This window comes from Mycobacterium sp. NGS18 (assembly GCF_059813185.1).
On the sequence record NZ_JCALEC010000003.1, the window covers coordinates 105,355 to 120,861 of the forward strand.

The following is a 15,507-nucleotide window of genomic DNA, read 5'->3' on the forward strand; positions in this document are numbered from 1 at the left end:
CGGTCAGGCCCGGTTGTGTCGGACCTGGTTGAACGGGACACCCCGGTCGGCGGCGTATTCGCGGGGCAGGCCCAGGACGCGCTCGGCGATGACATTGCGCGCCATCTCGTTGCTGCCGCCCCCCAGCGCCACCGTCTGGCGGGACAGGTACCGTTTGCCGACTTTGAGCAGCCGCGCCTCGCCGTCGACGACGCCGAGCGGCCCGGCGACCTCGGTGGCGGTGTCGACCTCCAGGAAGGTCACGTCGGAGTGGAACAGCCGGATGAGCGAGCCGGCGGCCGGCGGCAGCGCCCCGGTGCGCGTGGCGCGTGCGACGTAGTCGACGAGACAATCGCGCACCATCCGGCGGGCGAGCACCCGGCCGATCTTGTCCTGGGTCAGCGGGTCGTCGGCGGTTCCGGCGTCGGCGGCCAGGGCCAGGAAGTCGCCGGCGGCCATTTCAGTGCGTTCGGGGCCGCGGCCGCTGGCGAACTCCGAGCCCTGTCCGACGGCGCGGCGTTCGTGGAACAGCAGCCGGGAGGCGACGTCCCAGCCCTTGTTGACCTCCCCGACCACCGCGTCGTCGCCGAGGCGCAGGCCGTCGAAGAACTCCTCGCAGAACTCGTTGGAGCCGTCGACCTGTTCGATGCGCCGCAGCGTGACCCCGGGCGCGTCGACCGGCATCAGGAACATCGTCAGGCCGTCGTGTTTGGGCACCGTCGAGTCGGTGCGGGCCAGCAGCAGCCCATAGTCGGCGGCGAAGGCACTGGTGCTCCACGTCTTGGCCCCGCTGATCACCCAGCTGTCCCCGTCGCGATCCGCGCGGGTGATCAGCCCCGCCAGATCGGATCCGCCGCTGGGTTCGGAGAGCAGCTGGACGAGCACCTCTTCCCCCCGCAGCGCCGCGTGAATGTGCCGGCGCTTCTGCTCCTCACTTCCGGTGTCCAGCAGCGTCGCGCAGCAGATGGTGAAGGTCGGGACGTTGAGGATCAACGGCATCTCGTAGCCGTCGGATTCGACGTTGAAGGCCTTCTGATAGCGGATGTCCAGGCCGAGACCGCCGTATTCGCGCGGGAAGCAGATCCCGGCGAAGCCGCCGTCGTACAGCCGCCGCTGCAATTCCCGGGCACGCTGCCAGGCGCCCTCGTCGTCGCGACCGTTGCGGGGCGGCTGCTGCGGGTCGAGTCGCGGCATGTTGGCGGCCAGCCAGCTGCGCGCTCGAGCGGCGAACTCCTCGACGGTGAGCTCTGCGGTCTGGCTCATGCGGCCGGCTCCGTTGCGCTCGCGGCCCTGGTGATGGCCTGATGGTGTTCGGCGGCGGTGCCGAACAGCCCGGCGTACAAGGTGATGCGGCGCAGATACACGTGCAGGTCGTGCTCCCAGGTGACGCCGATACCGCCGTGCAGCTGGACACATTCCTGGACCAGCAGCCCGGCGTGCTCGCCGAGATAGGACTTGGCGGCGGCGGCCCACACCGCGGCGTCCGCGGCGCGCGCGGCCACCTTGTCGACGGCGCCGGCGGTGACGGCGCGACCGGCGTGCAGCCACATGGTCATGTCGGCGAGCCGGTGTTTGAGCGCCTGGTAGGACGCCAGCGGCCGGCCGAAGCTGTACCGATCCCGGCTCCACTCGAGTGTCATGGCCAGCACCACATCCAGGATTCCCACGGTTTCGGCGCAGGTCAGGGCGATCGCCACCTGGGCCTGGCGGTCGATGAGTTGCGCTGTCTGCGCTGCGCTGCCCACGACTGCCTGGGTCTCGACGTCGTTGAGCTCGATCCGCGCGTATTGCTTGACCAGGTCGATGCAGGCCTGCGGACGCACCGTCACCCCGGGGGCGTCGGCGCCGACCAGGAACTGCCGCAGCGCACCGTCGTCGGTACGGGCGCCGACGAGGATCAGGTCGGCCTGGGCACCGGCCTCCACCCGGTCTTTGACGCCGTTGAGCCGGTAGCCGGTCCCGGTTTTGGTGGCGGTGGCAGTGGGCTGGTGTGGCCGAAAGGCCCGGCCCGGTTCGTCTGCCGCCCAAGTGGCCACCTGCTCACCGGAGACCAGCGCCGCTATGGTCGCGGCGTGCTCGGCGCGGTTGTCCGCGTCGACCAGACCCGCCAGCACGGTGCTCACCGGGTACAGCGGCCCCGGCGCAACGGTGTGCCCGATCGCTTCGGCGATCGCCGTGAGGTCGTGCAGACCGCTGGCCGAGACACTGCCCCCGCCGAGTTCCTCGGGCACCAACAAGCCGGCCCAGCCCAATTCGGCGGCTTGGGTCCACCAGTGCGGGTCGTAGGAGCGGCCTTGTGCGTGCAACTCACGCTGCGCGGTCAGCGTCGCGTGTTTGTCCAGGAACGCGCGTGCTGTGTCGACGAACAGCGCTGTCTCCGAGGTTAGTTCGGCCACCGAGCCTCCTTCGTGCCGTTGGGCCGTCACTGGATCGGCTCGTCGCCGAGCACCGTGGTACGCAGCATCTCACGTGGCGAGTCGGGGGCGTACGGGGCGGCGCGATGCAGCACGCCGCGGTTGTCCCAGATGACGGTGTCGCCCACCGACCACTTGTGCCGATAGACCTTGGCGGGCACCGTGGCGCGCCTCAGCAGTTCGGCCAGCAGCGCGCGGCCCTCATCGAGATCCATGCCGACGACGTAGTCGGTGGAGGCGCCCAGCACCAACGACTTTCGGCCGGTGCGGTGCGTCCACACCAGGGGATGCTCGTGGGTGGGCCGGGCCCGCCACTTCGCCAGTTCTTCCGGTGTCGGATCGGGTGTGACCCGGCGCTGGGACGCTTCCAGCGAGTGCACCACCCGCAGCGAGCCGAAGCGCTGTTTCTCATCGTCGGTGAGTACGTCGTAGGCGGCGTAGGAGCTGGCGAACTCGGTCTCGCCGCCACGCTCGGCCACCTGCACCGCGGAGAGCACGGTGGCTTTCTGCGGGCACTCGTCACCCGTCGGCGTGCAGCCGTCGATATGCCAGTCGAAGGTGGCGCGCAGGTAGCTCGCCGCGGAGTTCTTCGTCGTGTTCAACGTGATCGGATAGATGCCGGCGACCTCGTGGTGTCCGTCGGAGGAGAAGTCGACGCTGCCCAGCCGCCCGCAGAACGCGACCTGATCCCGGGGTTTGAGCTGCAGATCGCGGAAGACCAAGACCCCGTTGTCCTCCAGTGCGTCAAGAACTGCGGCAGCGAGCTGGTCGTCGTCGACCAGCCGTTGCGGGTCGACGCCGACGACCTCGGCGCCGACGGAAGAGGTGAGCTTGTTGATCGTGAGCAGACTCATCGGCTGCGTCCTTTCGGCGATGGATTTCCGGTGGTCACGGAACCGGCCAGCCGGTGCGGATCATGACGGCGTCGGCGGCATCGACGGGGGCGGGCTGGCCCATTACTTCCACCGCCATCGCCACCATGACCAGCGAATAGATCAGATGGAGCAGGTTGAGCGCGTCCTCGGGGAGCTCGTCCAGCGCGAATTTGTCGCAGTAGTCGATCGCTTCCTCCAACCGCGGGAAGAACGCCTCGTAAAAGAGCCGCAACTCCGGGATGGTGCTGGCCAGCCGCTGGCTGAAACGTTCGGTTTCCGTTGGCAAGCACCAGGTTTCGGTGAACTTCTCCAGTTCGGCGAAGGCGCTGGGCAGCCTCTTGGCGGTCATCGGGCCGCTCCCGCGCCGGCGTGGTCGCTCCGGTAGTCGTCCACCCAGTCGTTGACCACCTTGTGCAGGTGCCGGACCAGGATCTCCTGATCGTTGAGGGGAAAATCGTCGACGATGCCGTACTCCAGCGCAGCTTGGGTGCCGCCGAGCATGCCGGCGTCCTGCAGTGCGAACTCCTTGAGCACCACCGAGGCCACCTCGTGCTCGATGCGTTCGCGCACGGTGCGGGCCGGATGGAAATAGGTGTGAGCCTCGAACCGGTGGGTGTTGTGCGAGGTGGGCCAGTACCGGTAGAGCAGGTACCAGCCGCCGTAGATGAGGATCTCGGTGTTGGGGAAGATCTGGAAGTTGCTGATCCCCCACGGTTCGATGCCGCCCGGATTCACCCCGGCCGGCACCTCGCCGATGTCGGGGGTCTGCCAGGGGCCGACCAGCCCGCTGCGGGTGGCCCGCTCGATCGGGTACATGTACTCCGGCGGCAGCAGCCAGCGGCGCCGGCCGGCGGTGGACACCAACCGGTGCGGCCCGTCGAGCTGGAAATGACCACAGGTGAAGCCGGCGTCGGGTACCCGCACCGCAGCGGGAACCTGCTGTGAATGCAGTGCCGGCACATGGTAGTACTCCTGGAAGGCGTCGGCGAAGATCTTCCAGTTGCTGTTGTTGTGGGCCACCCAGTCGTAGCGTTCGGTCAGCTTCTGAAACGGGTAGTCGTCGAGACCGGTGATCATCGGCCCGAGAAAGTCGCGCAGACCCTGCCGCGGTTCGTCGGCGAAGTTGATGAAGATGAAGCCGTTCCAGATGTCGCAATGCACACTGACGAGATCCGGGTCGGCACCGTCGAATCCGTGGCTGCGGCGGCAGCGTTTGCAAGTGAACTCCTGGCATTGCCCGACGGTCTCGCGATCCGGGAAGTCGTCCCAGACCAGCTTCGTCGCGCACCGCGGGCAGGCATTGTGGAATGCGCGAATCCCCCGGTCCGCGTGGACCAGGATGACCGATGCCCGGGCCGCTTCGATCTCCTTGGTGGCGTAGCTGCCGTGGCCGGGCGCCTCCTCGACGCGGCCGACGTTGAGCCAGGCGCGCTTGAACACCGCCTCACGCTCGACCTCGTAGAACTCGCGCGACGTGGAATCGGCGAACGAGACCGGACCGGTGCCGAGATCGTAGTGCTCGGTCCAGGAACCCTCCGCGGGCCTACCGGATCGTTGCATCTGAACCTCCCTGTTTGCCTGGTGCCGGCGAAATCCGCTGTGTCACATCACTGACCCGCCGTTGACGCCGAGCACTTGCCCGGTGATGAAGCCGGCCTCCGGCGAGCACAGGAATCCGACCGCCGCGGCGATGTCGCCTCCGCTACCCAGCCGGCCCAGCGGGATGTTCGCGGCGATCTGCTCGTTGGGCGGCAGGTATCCGGCTGCCTGCGATTGGTGCTGCATGGGCGTCTCGATACCCGAGGGCGGGATGTTGTTGACCGTGATGCCGTGCACGGCGTACTCGCGGGCCAGCGACTTGGTCAAGGTGATGACCGCGCCCTTGGATGCCGCGTAATGGGCGGCGAACGGCGTTCCGCGCTGGGCGGACGACGACGAGATCATCACGATGCGCCCCCAGCCGGCGTCGACCATGTCCGGCAGCGCCGCCTGGCAGCAGTGGAAGGTGCCGGTGAGGTTGACGTCGATGATTCTCGCCCACTCCTGTGGGGTGATCTCGGCGAAGGCGGAGTAGACGAATAGGCCCGCACTGGTGACCAGAGCGGCGACCGGTCCCAGCTGGCTGCGCACCTTCGCGAAGGCGTCGTCGACGGCGGCCCGGTCGGTGACGTCGACTCCGATGCCCAGCGCCGTCGCGCCCTCGCCGCGCAGGTCATCGGAGACCCGCTGTGCGGCTTGGTCATTGATGTCCAGGACGGCGACCTGATAGCCACGCCGGCCAAGTTCGTGACAGGTGGCCTCGCCCATGCCTGAGGCTCCGCCGGTGACCACGGCGACCCGCGGCGGCACCACTGTGGTCATTGCATCCCCTTCGGCGCCGTTCGGCGGATCGCGAACTCGGACATCGCAAGAATATTATCAAGTACTTGTCATTGATCTCAAGTGCTGGCGATCTGCGCTGCGGACATCGGCTCAGGGCAGCTTGATCATCGAGACGTACATCGCCACGATCGGCCGGTAGAGATCGACGTCGTCGAGCTGACTGGCCAGCACGGCGGAATCGCTGGTGGCTACCAGTACCTGGGCCAGCGTCTGCGCCGGAATCAGCAGAGTCCCGCCGAGCCGTTCGACGCCCTCGACGATGAACGTCGCCAGCTGCTCGACGACCTCGGCCCGCTTGCCGGCGACCCGCTCGCGGGCCTCGGGGTTGCGCAGTAGATACAGCGCGAACTCATGCCCGAGCGCGGCGTGCTCGGCGCCATGATCCAGGCTCAGCTGCCGCCAACGTTCGGCGATGTCGTCCAATTCGCGCGCCCCGACCTGACTCGCGTTGGCCATCACGTCGGCGAAGTTGTCGAAATAGCGCCGCCAATAGCGGTCGCTGACCGCCAGAAAAAGCTCTTCTTTGCCGGCGAAGTGCTTGTAGATGGCGCCCTTGGTGTAGCCGGCGGCTTGGGCGATGTCATCGAGAGTCGCCGTATTGAAGCCCTTTTCGGCGAATACTTCCTCGGCGGCATCCAGCAATAGCGAACGCGTGTGCGCCAGCCTCCGCTCCCGGGTCCACCGCTCCACCATGGTCGAAATTATCCCACAGAATCTGCGATACCCCTTGGCAGCTTAGATACCGGTGAGTATATTTTGGCCCACTGCGCTATCGGAAAGGGACCGCATCATGAGTAGCGGCGTGTCGAGTCGAAAGAACGTTGTCGCCGAGCCGACATCCTCCAGTCACCGGGGCGGCGTCCGGATCTGGGCCGCCGTCGGCGGGGCGCTGCTGGCGCTGCAGCTGTATGTCTGGGCGCGGTGGATCACCGGACCGTTCTTCGAACGCGTCCCGGTAGGGCCGAACGATCCGCCGATGTACATGAAGGTGCCCCTGATGGCCAACGCCATCGTTTTGTGGGTCGGCCTGCCGTTCGCCATCTGGTGGTTCTTCATCCGGCCGTGGCGACGCGAGCGGCGAATCACGCTGGACGGCATGTTGTTTGCATCGATGGGCTTGATGTTCTTTCAGGATCCGCTGCTCAATTACTTCAACACCTGGTGCACCTACAACACCTGGCTGTTCAACCGGGGTTCGTGGACGGCGCACATTCCGGGGTGGGTCTCCCCCGAGGAACCGGGCCGTCAGGTCGCCGAGCCGCTGTTGACGAACGCCCCGGGATACGCCTACGGCGTGCTGCTGATCACCATCGCCGGATGCTGGGTGATGCGAAAGATCAAGGCGCGCTGGCCGGACATCAGCAATCTCCGCCTGATCGCCGTCACCTATGCGATCGCGTTCGTCTTCGACTTCGTCATGGAGGGCTTGGTCCTGCTCCCGACTGGGTTGTACACCTATCCCGGGGCCATCCGATCCGTGTCGCTCAATGCCGACACCTATTACCAGTGGCCCGTTTACGAGGGACTGATGTGGGGAGCCGTGCAGGCGGCGCTGTGCTGTCTGCGCTACTTCACCGATGATCGCGGCCGCACCGTCGTCGAGCGCGGACTCGACAGTGTCCCGGGTGGATTCGCCCGCCAGCAGTTCGCCCGGTTTCTGGCGATCTTCGCCGGGGTCAGCGCGTGTTTCTTCGCCTTCTACATGGGACCCGCGCAATGGATCGCCCTGCACGCCGATCCCTGGCCGCAAGACCACCAGCAGCGCTCCTACTTCACCGGGGGCATCTGCGGTGACGGCACCGACAAGCCGTGCCCGCATCCCGCCTTGCCGATACCGACCAATCGCTCCGGATACATCAATGTCGACGGCCAACTGGTGATGCCCGAGGGCGTTTCGGTGCCCCCTGTCGTGCCCTTCGAGCGCGGGAACTAAAAGATGCTGTCCAACAGCCGGCACGCAACCATGGAAAGTCCTTCCGGGACACCGTTTTACCGCGGAGTCGGCGATGAGGTGGAGGTATTTCGGGCCGCGGCGGGCCGCGGTTTGCCGGTGTTGTTGAAGGGTCCCACGGGATGCGGGAAGACGCGGTTCGTGGAGGCGATGGCCCATCGGCTGGGCCGCGACCTGATCACCGTCGCCGGTCACGAGGACATGACGTCGGCGGATCTGGTGGGCCGTTTCCTGCTCAAAGGCTCAGAGACGGTCTGGGTGGACGGCCCGTTGACCCGCGCCGTGCGTGCAGGCGCCGTCTTCTACCTTGACGAGGTGGTGGAGGCCCGCCAGGACACCACCGTGGTGATCCATCCCCTGGCCGATCACCGCCGTGAGCTTCCCGTCGATCGGCTCGGCACGACAGTGCCTGCGGCGCCGGGGTTTCAGCTGGTGATCTCCTACAACCCCGGATACCAAAGCGTGCTGAAGAACCTCAAGGAGTCGACCCGCCAGCGGTTCGTCACCATCGAGCTCGGCTTCCCTCCTGCCGAGATCGAAGTCGCGATCGTTGCGCACGAAGCCGGGATCGATGCGCAGACCGCGCATGCGCTGGTCGCGCTCGGCAACGCCATCCGGAACCTGGACGGCTCACCGCTGCGGGAAGGCGCCTCCACCCGGATGCTGATCCTGGCCGGCGGCCTGGTCGCCGAAGGCCTGAACCTGCGCAGCGCCGTCCGGTCCGCCATCGTCCAAGTCCTCTCCGACGACGCCGACGTCATCCGCGCACTTGGCGAACTCGTCGACGCTGTTCTCCCGATGTGACCGCTTCCGACGGTCCCGAGAACCCCGACCGGCTCCGGTTTCTCGCCGGCTACCTGGCGGGCAGGACGGTCGGTGTCTCGCGGGCACCGGCGGGCGAGCCCGCCTACACCGACGGCCGTGTCGTCTTCGTGTCGGCGGGGGCCGGGTGCGCGCAGCAGCGCCGCGAGGTGCTGGTCCAAGGCGCTCTGCTCGGCGCCCGGAGCCTGGATCCGCGGCTGGTCAAGGCACTCCGGTCACGCCCATCGGTGGCGCGGCGCTACCTGGCACTCGAAGGCGACCGGGTGCTGGCCGAACTCGCCGACCGGCTTCCGCTGGCAGCGACGCTTCGCTCCGGGGTGCGCCCGCGTACGGCATCTGCCGATGAATCGCTCAAGGCGGCCAGGAGCCGGGTGAAGGTCGCAGATCCGCCGGAGTGGTTCGGAGTCATCAAACCCTCTCGGCTGTTGGCGTCGCCCCCTGCCGCCGGCAAGGCCACCGATGCGGACCTGCGGCCGGAATTCAACTTCACCGAGGCCCCCGAGGATGCGGACGGGGAAGGGTCGGGCGAAAGCAGAATCCTCAAACTCTTCGACAATCCGGTCTTCAATTCGCAAGCGCTCTCCGACTTTCTGCGAAAGCTGCTCGGCGGCTCGCGCTCGGCCGGCGACAGCGACTCCGGCGGGGAACTGCCGGTGCGCTCGCTGCGGCGGACGCAGCCGAGCGGAGCGAACGCCCGGCCGCTGCCCAAGCGGATCCGATTCACCGACGGGAGGCCCGCCGCGGCGGTAGGCGTAGGCGGCGCTTGGTATCCCGAGTGGGATGTCTTCAACAACACCTACCGGCGCGACTGGTGCCGGGTGGTCGATTTCCCGCTCACTGCTGCCGCAGACGCCTCGGACGCCGGTGTGTTCCACGACGATGTGCTTCGACGGCGTCTGGCGCGCGTCGGCTTGGCACCCAAGGCTTTACGGCGCCGCGCCGATGGGGACGAGCTGGACCTCGAGGCGCTCATCGAGCTGTTCGTCGACCTGCGCTCGGGCCATTCGCCGCCCGAACACGTCTACACCGAACGCCGCAAGCTGGCGCGTAATCTCGGCGTGCTGATCCTGCTGGATGCCTCCGGGTCGGTGACCGATGCTGATCCGGGTGGCCTTGCGGTACACGACCATCAGCGACGGGCGGCGGCCACCCTGGCCGTCACCCTCGAAGAACTCGGCGATCGGGTGGCCGTCTACGCGTTTCGGTCGCAGGGTCGGCAGTCGGTTCAGCTGCCGGCGATCAAGACGTTCGACCAACGTTTCGGCGCCATCGGGCGAGCCCGCCTGAACCACCTTCAACCGTCGGGCTACACCCGGCTCGGCGCTGGAATCCGGGGCGCCGCAGAAATTCTCAAGTCGGATGCGGGTACCCCGAATCGTCTGCTGCTGGTCTTGTCGGATGGTTTCCCCTACGACTTCGGTTACGAAGGGCGTTACGCCGAAGCCGACGTCGGCAAGGCCATTGAGGAACTCCGCGCGGACGGCGTTGCGTGCCTGTGCCTTACCATCGGAGCCGCGGAGGCCGGTCGGGAGGCCTTCTGCTCGGCCAGCCATGCCAGCGCCATGACGCTGGCCGAGTTGAGCCCGCAGATGGACGAGTTGTTTTCGGCTGCCCTCGCCGAACTCGCCGCGCCGAAGCCGGCCCCCCGATGAATGTTGCGGTCAGCTCTCTACATGGTCGCCGAACAGGGTATGCCCGGTCCCCTGCTCGACCACGCGGGTCAGCAGCGCGCGCAGTGTCTCCTGCTCTTCCGCAGTCAGCACCCCGAACACCTTGTCGTGCGCGGCGATCGCGTCGGCGACAACCGCCGAGGCCACCGAACGCCCCTCGTCGGTGAGATACGCCCGCAGAATCCGGCCGTGCCGAGGATCCTGCTTGCGCTCCACCAGACCGCGGCCCTCGAGCGCACTCAACGCCAGCTGCACCCCCTGCGGGGTGATCAGCAGCCGGCGGGCCAACTCGGCGCCGGACAGCCCGGGTTCGCCGGACAGTTGGCGTAACAACCCGATCTGCGCGGTGCTCACCCCGTGATCGCTGATCGCCTCGTTCACGGTCGTCAGCGAATAGTAGAAGGCCTGCTTCAGCAGCCACAGGGTGTTGCGGGTGAGATCCATGTGCTCACTTCCCGGTCAGCTGCGCTTGTAGATTCGGCCGTCCTTCATGACAAAACGCACGTCACCAGTGGTGCCGATGTCCCGGGTCGGATCACCCGGTACCGCGATGATATCGGCGCGGTAGCCGGGCGCCAGCCGCCCCAGTTCGTCCGCGGCGTCGATGAGCTCGGCGCTGGTGACGGTCGCCGCGCGCAGTGCCTGCAGCGGTGTCATGCCGCGCTGCACCAGCGCAGACAGTTCCTTGGCGTTCTGGCCGTGCGGGATGGCCGGCGCGTCGGTGCCGCACGCGATGCGTACGCCCGCCTCGATCGCCCGGGGCAACATGGCCTTGGCTTTCGGGAAAACCTCGGCGGCCTTCTTGCGCAGTTCGGGCGCGATCCGGTCGACGGCCATGGCGTCGGTCAAGTAGGTGGTGGAGACCAGGAACGTACCGTGCTCGACCATCATCTCCAAGGTGGCGTCGGTGGCCAGGAAACCGTGCTCGATGCAGTCGATGCCGGCCCGGATACACGCCCGGATCGCCTTGTCGCCGATGGCGTGGGCGGCCACCCGCACCCCCGCGCGGTGCGCCTCGTCGGCGATCGCCGCCAGCTCGGCATCGGAGTACTGCTGGGCTCCCGGAGAGGTGCTGTGCGACATCACCCCGCCCGAGGCCGACACCTTGATCAGCTTGGCGCCGTGGCGGATCTGGTAGCGCACGCAGGCGGTCACGTCGGGTACGCCGTTGGCGATGCCCTCGGCGACCGACAACGGCATGACACCCGGCGCGAGCCGCTGGAAGACCGTCGGATCCAGATGACCGCCGTAGGGGGTGACGGCGTGACCGGCGGGATAGATGCGAGGGCCCACGTGCCAGCCCTGGTCGATGGCGCGCTGCAGGGCGACATCGAGAAGGTAGCCCCCGGTCTTGACCATCAACCCGAGATTGCGCACGGTGGTGAACCCGGCTTCCAGGGTGGTCCGCGCATTGACCGCGGCCCGTAGGGTGCGGTAGGCCGGGTCGTCCTGCACACCGTGCAGCGGTGTGGGAAGCCCTTCGGGGCTGCCCGGCCCCCCGATGAGCAGGTTGAGTTCCATGTCCATGAGACCGGGCAGCAACGTGACGTCACCGAGGTCGATGTCGTCAGCGGAAATCTCAACCGGCGCTTCGGGATTGATCGCGGTGATGCGTCCGTCCTCGATCAGCACGACGGCGGGGGAACGCACCACCCCGGCATCGATATCGAGCCACCGGGCGGCACGCACCACGGTGGTTGCCGGAAGGCTCACGGGAAGGGCTCGTAGACGCACTCGATGACGGCGGCACCCGAGTCGGGGACTCGCGGCTGCTTCCAGGATTCAGCCGGAAACGCCACCGTGATCATGGAATACAGCAGGTGCATCAGGTTCAGCACGTCCTCGGGCAGGTCGTCGAGACTGAACTTGTCGCAGTAGGCCAGCGCGTCTTCGGCGCGGGCCGTGATGGCGTCGTAGAACGCCTGCATGTCCGCCATGGAACTGTTCATGCGCTTGGCGTAGCGCTCCGGTTCAGACCCGAGACACCAGTCGTTGAACGGCTCGAGGTCGGCGAACTCCGTCGGCAGCATAGCGGTCATCAACACTCACACCCTCACGTTCGAGTGATCGTATTCGGCTAACCACCTGGCGGTTTCGCAGTGGAAGTGCCGGATCAGCACCTCCTGGTCGTTGAGCAGGAAGTGGTCCACCGCGCCGGTGCCGAGCATCGTATGTGTCGCCTCCAAGGTGCTGGCATCCTGCAACCCGTACTCCTTGAACGACACCGCCGCCAGTTCCTGGGCGACCCGCTCCCGCGGCGTGCGCGGCTGCGGAAAGTACAGCGTCCCTTCGAAAATATGCGAGTCATGTGACGTCGGCCAGTAGTGGTAGGTCAGATACCAGCCCTGGCCCCAGAACAGGATCGTGAAGTTGGGGAAGATCTGGAACGAATCCAGGCCCCATGGATCGCATTTGGCGGGGTTGAGGCCCTCCGGCATCGGGCCCATGTCCGGCGCGTCCCACGGGCCGAACAACCCGCTCTGGCAGATCTCCTCGATGGGCTTGCGCATCTCCGCCGGCATCTCCCAGGCCCGCACCCCCGAGGTGCTCACCAGCCGATGCGGCCCCTCAAGACGGTAGTGGGGCGCTTCGAAACCGGCTTCTTCGGCGGCCACCCGGAAGGCCACCGGCGTCTGGTTCCCGTGCAGCACCGGCGCGTGATAGAACTCCTGAAACGCATCCAGGAACAGCTTCCAATTGGAGTTGACGGCCGATCGGTACTGCCACCTCGAGGTCATCTTCCCGAACGGATAACCGTCCAACGCCGTGACCATCGGCCCGAGGAATTCGCGCAGCGACTGCTCAGGCTCCCGCGCGAAGTTGACGAAGATGAAGCCTTCCCAGACTTCGCAGTGCACGCCGACCAGCCCGTAGCGGCTCTTGTCCAGGTCGAAGAACTCCTCTTCCTGCTGCACGTAGGTCAGATTGCCGTCGAGGTCATAGCGCCAGCCGTGGTACTTGCAGGTGAACTGGCGGCAATTGCCGCTGGTCTCCTCCAGCGGCATGGTGTCCCAGACCAGCTTGTTGCCGCGGTGACGGCAGACGTTGTGATAGGCCTTGACCTCGTCAGATGTCGTGCGCACCACGATGATCGAGGTGTTGACGACCTTGAGTTCCTTGGTGTAATAGCTTCCCTTTCGCGGAAGCTGTTCTACCCGACCGACATTCAGCCAGGCACGCCGGAAGATCGCCGCCCGCTCCTTCTCGTAGACTTCCGGCGTGATGGAATCCCGGTACGACACCGGTTCGGTACCGAGTTCGGGATAGTGCTGAGTCCAACTGCCCTCGGGCGGCTTGGGAAAACGCGCCACAACCACTCCTGTCCGTCGTCAGGTCACGAGCCTCGATGGCGCCGACGTTATCGACCGCCCGACCTAATGTCAAGTAGTTGATACTTGCGTCGGCTGGGGCCGCGAGGTGCTGCGGGAGACGGGGTTTGGTTAGGGCTGGCTCAGCGCCGGGTCGCCTGCGTCGGCCTGCAATGCGGTGGTGGCCAGCATCTGCTCGACCACGTTTTTGCCCAGGGCACTGTCGCCGGGCAGCTCGATCGGATAGTTGCCGTCGAAACAGGCGCTGCACAGTCGCGAGCGGGGCTGCTCAGTGGCGGCGATCATGTCCTCCAGCCCGACGTAGGCGAGGCTGTCCGCGCCGATGGCGCGCCGCACCGCCTCGAGCATCTCGGCTTCGTCCTCGACGACGTTGGCGATCAGCTCCGCCGGCGAGGCGAAGTCGATGCCGTAGAAGCACGGCCACTTCACCGGCGGAGAGGCGATCCGCACATGCACCTCGATGGCGCCGGCTTCTCGCAGCATTCGCACCAGCGCACGCTGGGTGTTGCCCCGCACGATGGAGTCGTCGACGACGATGAGCCGCTTGCCGCGGATGATCTCCCGCAGCGGGTTGAGCTTGAGCCGGATACCGAGCTGACGGATGGTCTGCGACGGCTGGATGAAGGTCCGCCCGACATAGGCGTTCTTGGTCAGGCCCTGCCCGTAGTCGATACCGGACTCCTGGGCATACCCGACCGCGGCGGGGGTGCCGGACTCGGGCACCCCGATCACCAGGTCGGCGTCGACGGGATGCTGGCGAGCCAGCCGCCGGCCGATCTCCACCCGGGTGGCGTGCACCGACCGGCCGCCGATGGTGCTGTCGGGCCGGGCCAGATAGACGTACTCGAACACACAGCCCTTGGGAGTGGGGTTGGCGAACCGGGTGGAGCGCACCCCGTCGGCGTCGATCGCCAGCAGCTCACCGGGCTCGATGTCGCGGACGAACGAGGCGCCGACGATGTCCAGCGCGGCGGTTTCCGACGCCACCACCCAGCCGCGGTCCAGCCGCCCCAGCGACAGCGGGCGTACCCCCCACGGGTCGCGGGCCGCATACAGGGTGTTCTCGTCCATGAACGTCAGGCAGAAGGCCCCGCGCGCCGTCGGCAGCAGCTCGAGCGCCGCCTGCTCCAAGGTGATGTCGGCGGCCCCGTGCGCCAGCAGCGCGCCCAGGATGTCGGAGTCGGTGGTGGCGACGCCGGGACGGCGGGTGTCGATCAGCCCCAGTTCGCGGGCGCGGCGGGCCAGTTCGGTGGTGTTGACCAGGTTGCCGTTGTGGCCCAGCGCCACCCCGGTGCCGGCCGCGGTGTTGCGGAACACCGGCTGGGCGTTCTCCCAGGTGGTGTCGCCGGTGGTGGAGTAGCGGCAGTGACCGATCGCCACGTGGCCGGGCATGGCCGCCAGCGTCTGCTCCTCGAACACCTGACTGACCAGGCCGAGGTCCTTGAACACCAGCACCTGGGATCCGTCGCCGACCGCGATCCCGGCGGCCTCCTGGCCGCGGTGTTGCAGCGCATAAAGGCCGTAATATGTGAGCTTCGCTACTTCTTCACCCGGAGCCCAGACACCGAAAACACCGCATTCTTCGCGTGGCGGATTGTCAGGGTCTTCCACCTGCTGGTCAAGCACGTTGTGTCTGCTCCCGGGGGCGCGCGTAGATGACAGCGTTCAGTCTACGGGCTGTCGGCGCCGAGTTTCACCAACGGCAGCCATTCGCCGATCTCGGCGGCCCGTGAGCCGGACAGCCGCAGCTTTCCGGCCGCTGTCGCGTCGTCCGCCGCGAGCAGCCCGGTCGCCAGCAGCAGCCAGCTGCGCGGGTCGGTCTCGACGACGTTGGGCGGGGTGCCGCGGGTGTGCCGCGGGCCGGCGATGCACTGCACGGCCACGAACGGCGGCACCCGCACCTCGACGCTGGCTCCCGGGGCCAGCTCGGCCAGGGTGCGCGCGGTCAGGCGAACCGCGGCGGCCAGCTCGGCCCGATCCGGGGCGGGCAGGCTCTCATCGCGCAACCAGTCGGCGAGCGCCAGCACGGCGGCGCGGGTCTGGGCGGGGTCTTCGCGGGGACGGGCGGGCACATCTCAAGGCTAG

General features: G+C 67.3%; 16 protein-coding genes. 3 read left to right on the forward strand and 13 right to left on the reverse strand.

The annotated features are described in order from the left end of the window. Positions 1-3: 3 nt before the first annotated feature. The 7 genes from AC5Y31_RS06890 to AC5Y31_RS06920 all read right to left on the reverse strand — a co-directional run bounded on the left by AC5Y31_RS06890 (position 4) and on the right by AC5Y31_RS06920 (position 6,343). Entirely contained in the window at positions 4-1,242 is a 1,239-nt protein-coding gene (locus tag AC5Y31_RS06890; protein ID WP_499979158.1) for an acyl-CoA dehydrogenase family protein, read from the reverse strand. Then, positions 1,239-2,375, reverse strand: coding sequence for an acyl-CoA dehydrogenase family protein (locus AC5Y31_RS06895; protein ID WP_499979160.1), 1,137 nt, complete (start codon positions 2,373-2,375; stop codon positions 1,239-1,241). The genes AC5Y31_RS06890 and AC5Y31_RS06895 overlap by 4 nt, the downstream gene beginning before the upstream one ends. 26 nt (positions 2,376-2,401) lie before the next feature. After that, on the reverse strand, positions 2,402-3,247 hold the full coding sequence (locus AC5Y31_RS06900; RefSeq protein ID WP_499979161.1) for a TauD/TfdA dioxygenase family protein: 846 nt from the start codon (positions 3,245-3,247) through the stop codon (positions 2,402-2,404). A gap of 34 nt (positions 3,248-3,281) precedes the next feature. Beyond that, on the reverse strand, positions 3,282-3,617 hold the full coding sequence (locus tag AC5Y31_RS06905; protein WP_065023504.1) for a hypothetical protein: 336 nt from the start codon (positions 3,615-3,617) through the stop codon (positions 3,282-3,284). Next, positions 3,614-4,828: an aromatic ring-hydroxylating dioxygenase subunit alpha gene (locus AC5Y31_RS06910; protein ID WP_499979163.1), complete on the reverse strand. Its 1,215-nt coding sequence runs from the start codon at positions 4,826-4,828 to the stop codon at positions 3,614-3,616. Before AC5Y31_RS06910 ends, AC5Y31_RS06905 begins: the two co-directional genes overlap by 4 nt. A gap of 42 nt (positions 4,829-4,870) precedes the next feature. Continuing rightward, the gene (locus tag AC5Y31_RS06915) at positions 4,871-5,629 is read right to left on the reverse strand and encodes an SDR family NAD(P)-dependent oxidoreductase (RefSeq protein WP_499979164.1); all 759 of its coding nucleotides are present in this window, start codon (positions 5,627-5,629) and stop codon (positions 4,871-4,873) included. Positions 5,630-5,740: 111 nt separating this feature from the next. Beyond that, positions 5,741-6,343, reverse strand: coding sequence for a TetR/AcrR family transcriptional regulator (locus AC5Y31_RS06920; RefSeq protein ID WP_065023501.1), 603 nt, complete (start codon positions 6,341-6,343; stop codon positions 5,741-5,743). 97 nt (positions 6,344-6,440) lie between these two features. Here AC5Y31_RS06920 and AC5Y31_RS06925 point away from each other — a divergent pair, with 97 nt between their 5' ends. From AC5Y31_RS06925 to AC5Y31_RS06935, 3 genes are read left to right on the forward strand one after another with little or no spacing between them, the layout of a single operon-like run. Beyond that, entirely contained in the window at positions 6,441-7,583 is a 1,143-nt protein-coding gene (locus AC5Y31_RS06925) for a spirocyclase AveC family protein (RefSeq protein ID WP_499979166.1), read from the forward strand. Positions 7,584-7,586: 3 nt separating this feature from the next. Further along, a complete protein-coding gene (locus AC5Y31_RS06930) occupies positions 7,587-8,405 on the forward strand; it encodes a CbbQ/NirQ/NorQ/GpvN family protein (protein ID WP_499979167.1) in 819 nt (272 codons plus the stop codon). Next, a complete protein-coding gene (locus AC5Y31_RS06935) occupies positions 8,402-10,075 on the forward strand; it encodes a nitric oxide reductase activation protein NorD (protein ID WP_499979169.1) in 1,674 nt (557 codons plus the stop codon). Before AC5Y31_RS06930 ends, AC5Y31_RS06935 begins: the two co-directional genes overlap by 4 nt. A gap of 9 nt (positions 10,076-10,084) precedes the next feature. On the opposite strand, the gene AC5Y31_RS06940 is transcribed toward AC5Y31_RS06935, so the two are convergent. From AC5Y31_RS06940 to AC5Y31_RS06965, 6 genes are all read right to left on the reverse strand, one after another. Further along, entirely contained in the window at positions 10,085-10,537 is a 453-nt protein-coding gene (locus AC5Y31_RS06940) for a MarR family winged helix-turn-helix transcriptional regulator (RefSeq protein WP_065023497.1), read from the reverse strand. A gap of 15 nt (positions 10,538-10,552) precedes the next feature. Beyond that, positions 10,553-11,806 carry a metal-dependent hydrolase family protein gene (locus tag AC5Y31_RS06945; protein ID WP_499979170.1) on the reverse strand — a complete coding sequence of 418 codons (1,254 nt, stop codon included), beginning with the start codon at positions 11,804-11,806 and terminating at the stop codon, positions 10,553-10,555. Next, a complete protein-coding gene (locus AC5Y31_RS06950; RefSeq protein ID WP_301633448.1) occupies positions 11,803-12,132 on the reverse strand; it encodes a hypothetical protein in 330 nt (109 codons plus the stop codon). Before AC5Y31_RS06950 ends, AC5Y31_RS06945 begins: the two co-directional genes overlap by 4 nt. A gap of 6 nt (positions 12,133-12,138) precedes the next feature. Continuing rightward, on the reverse strand, positions 12,139-13,404 hold the full coding sequence (locus AC5Y31_RS06955; RefSeq protein WP_065023559.1) for an aromatic ring-hydroxylating oxygenase subunit alpha: 1,266 nt from the start codon (positions 13,402-13,404) through the stop codon (positions 12,139-12,141). Positions 13,405-13,533: 129 nt separating this feature from the next. Beyond that, complete coding sequence (purF, locus tag AC5Y31_RS06960; RefSeq protein WP_301633447.1) at positions 13,534-15,048, reverse strand: amidophosphoribosyltransferase; 1,515 nt, start codon at positions 15,046-15,048, stop codon at positions 13,534-13,536. A gap of 44 nt (positions 15,049-15,092) precedes the next feature. Next, positions 15,093-15,494, reverse strand: a complete 402-nt coding sequence (locus AC5Y31_RS06965; protein WP_499979172.1) for a sterol carrier family protein — start codon at positions 15,492-15,494, stop codon at positions 15,093-15,095. Between the last annotated feature and the right edge of the window lie 13 nt (positions 15,495-15,507).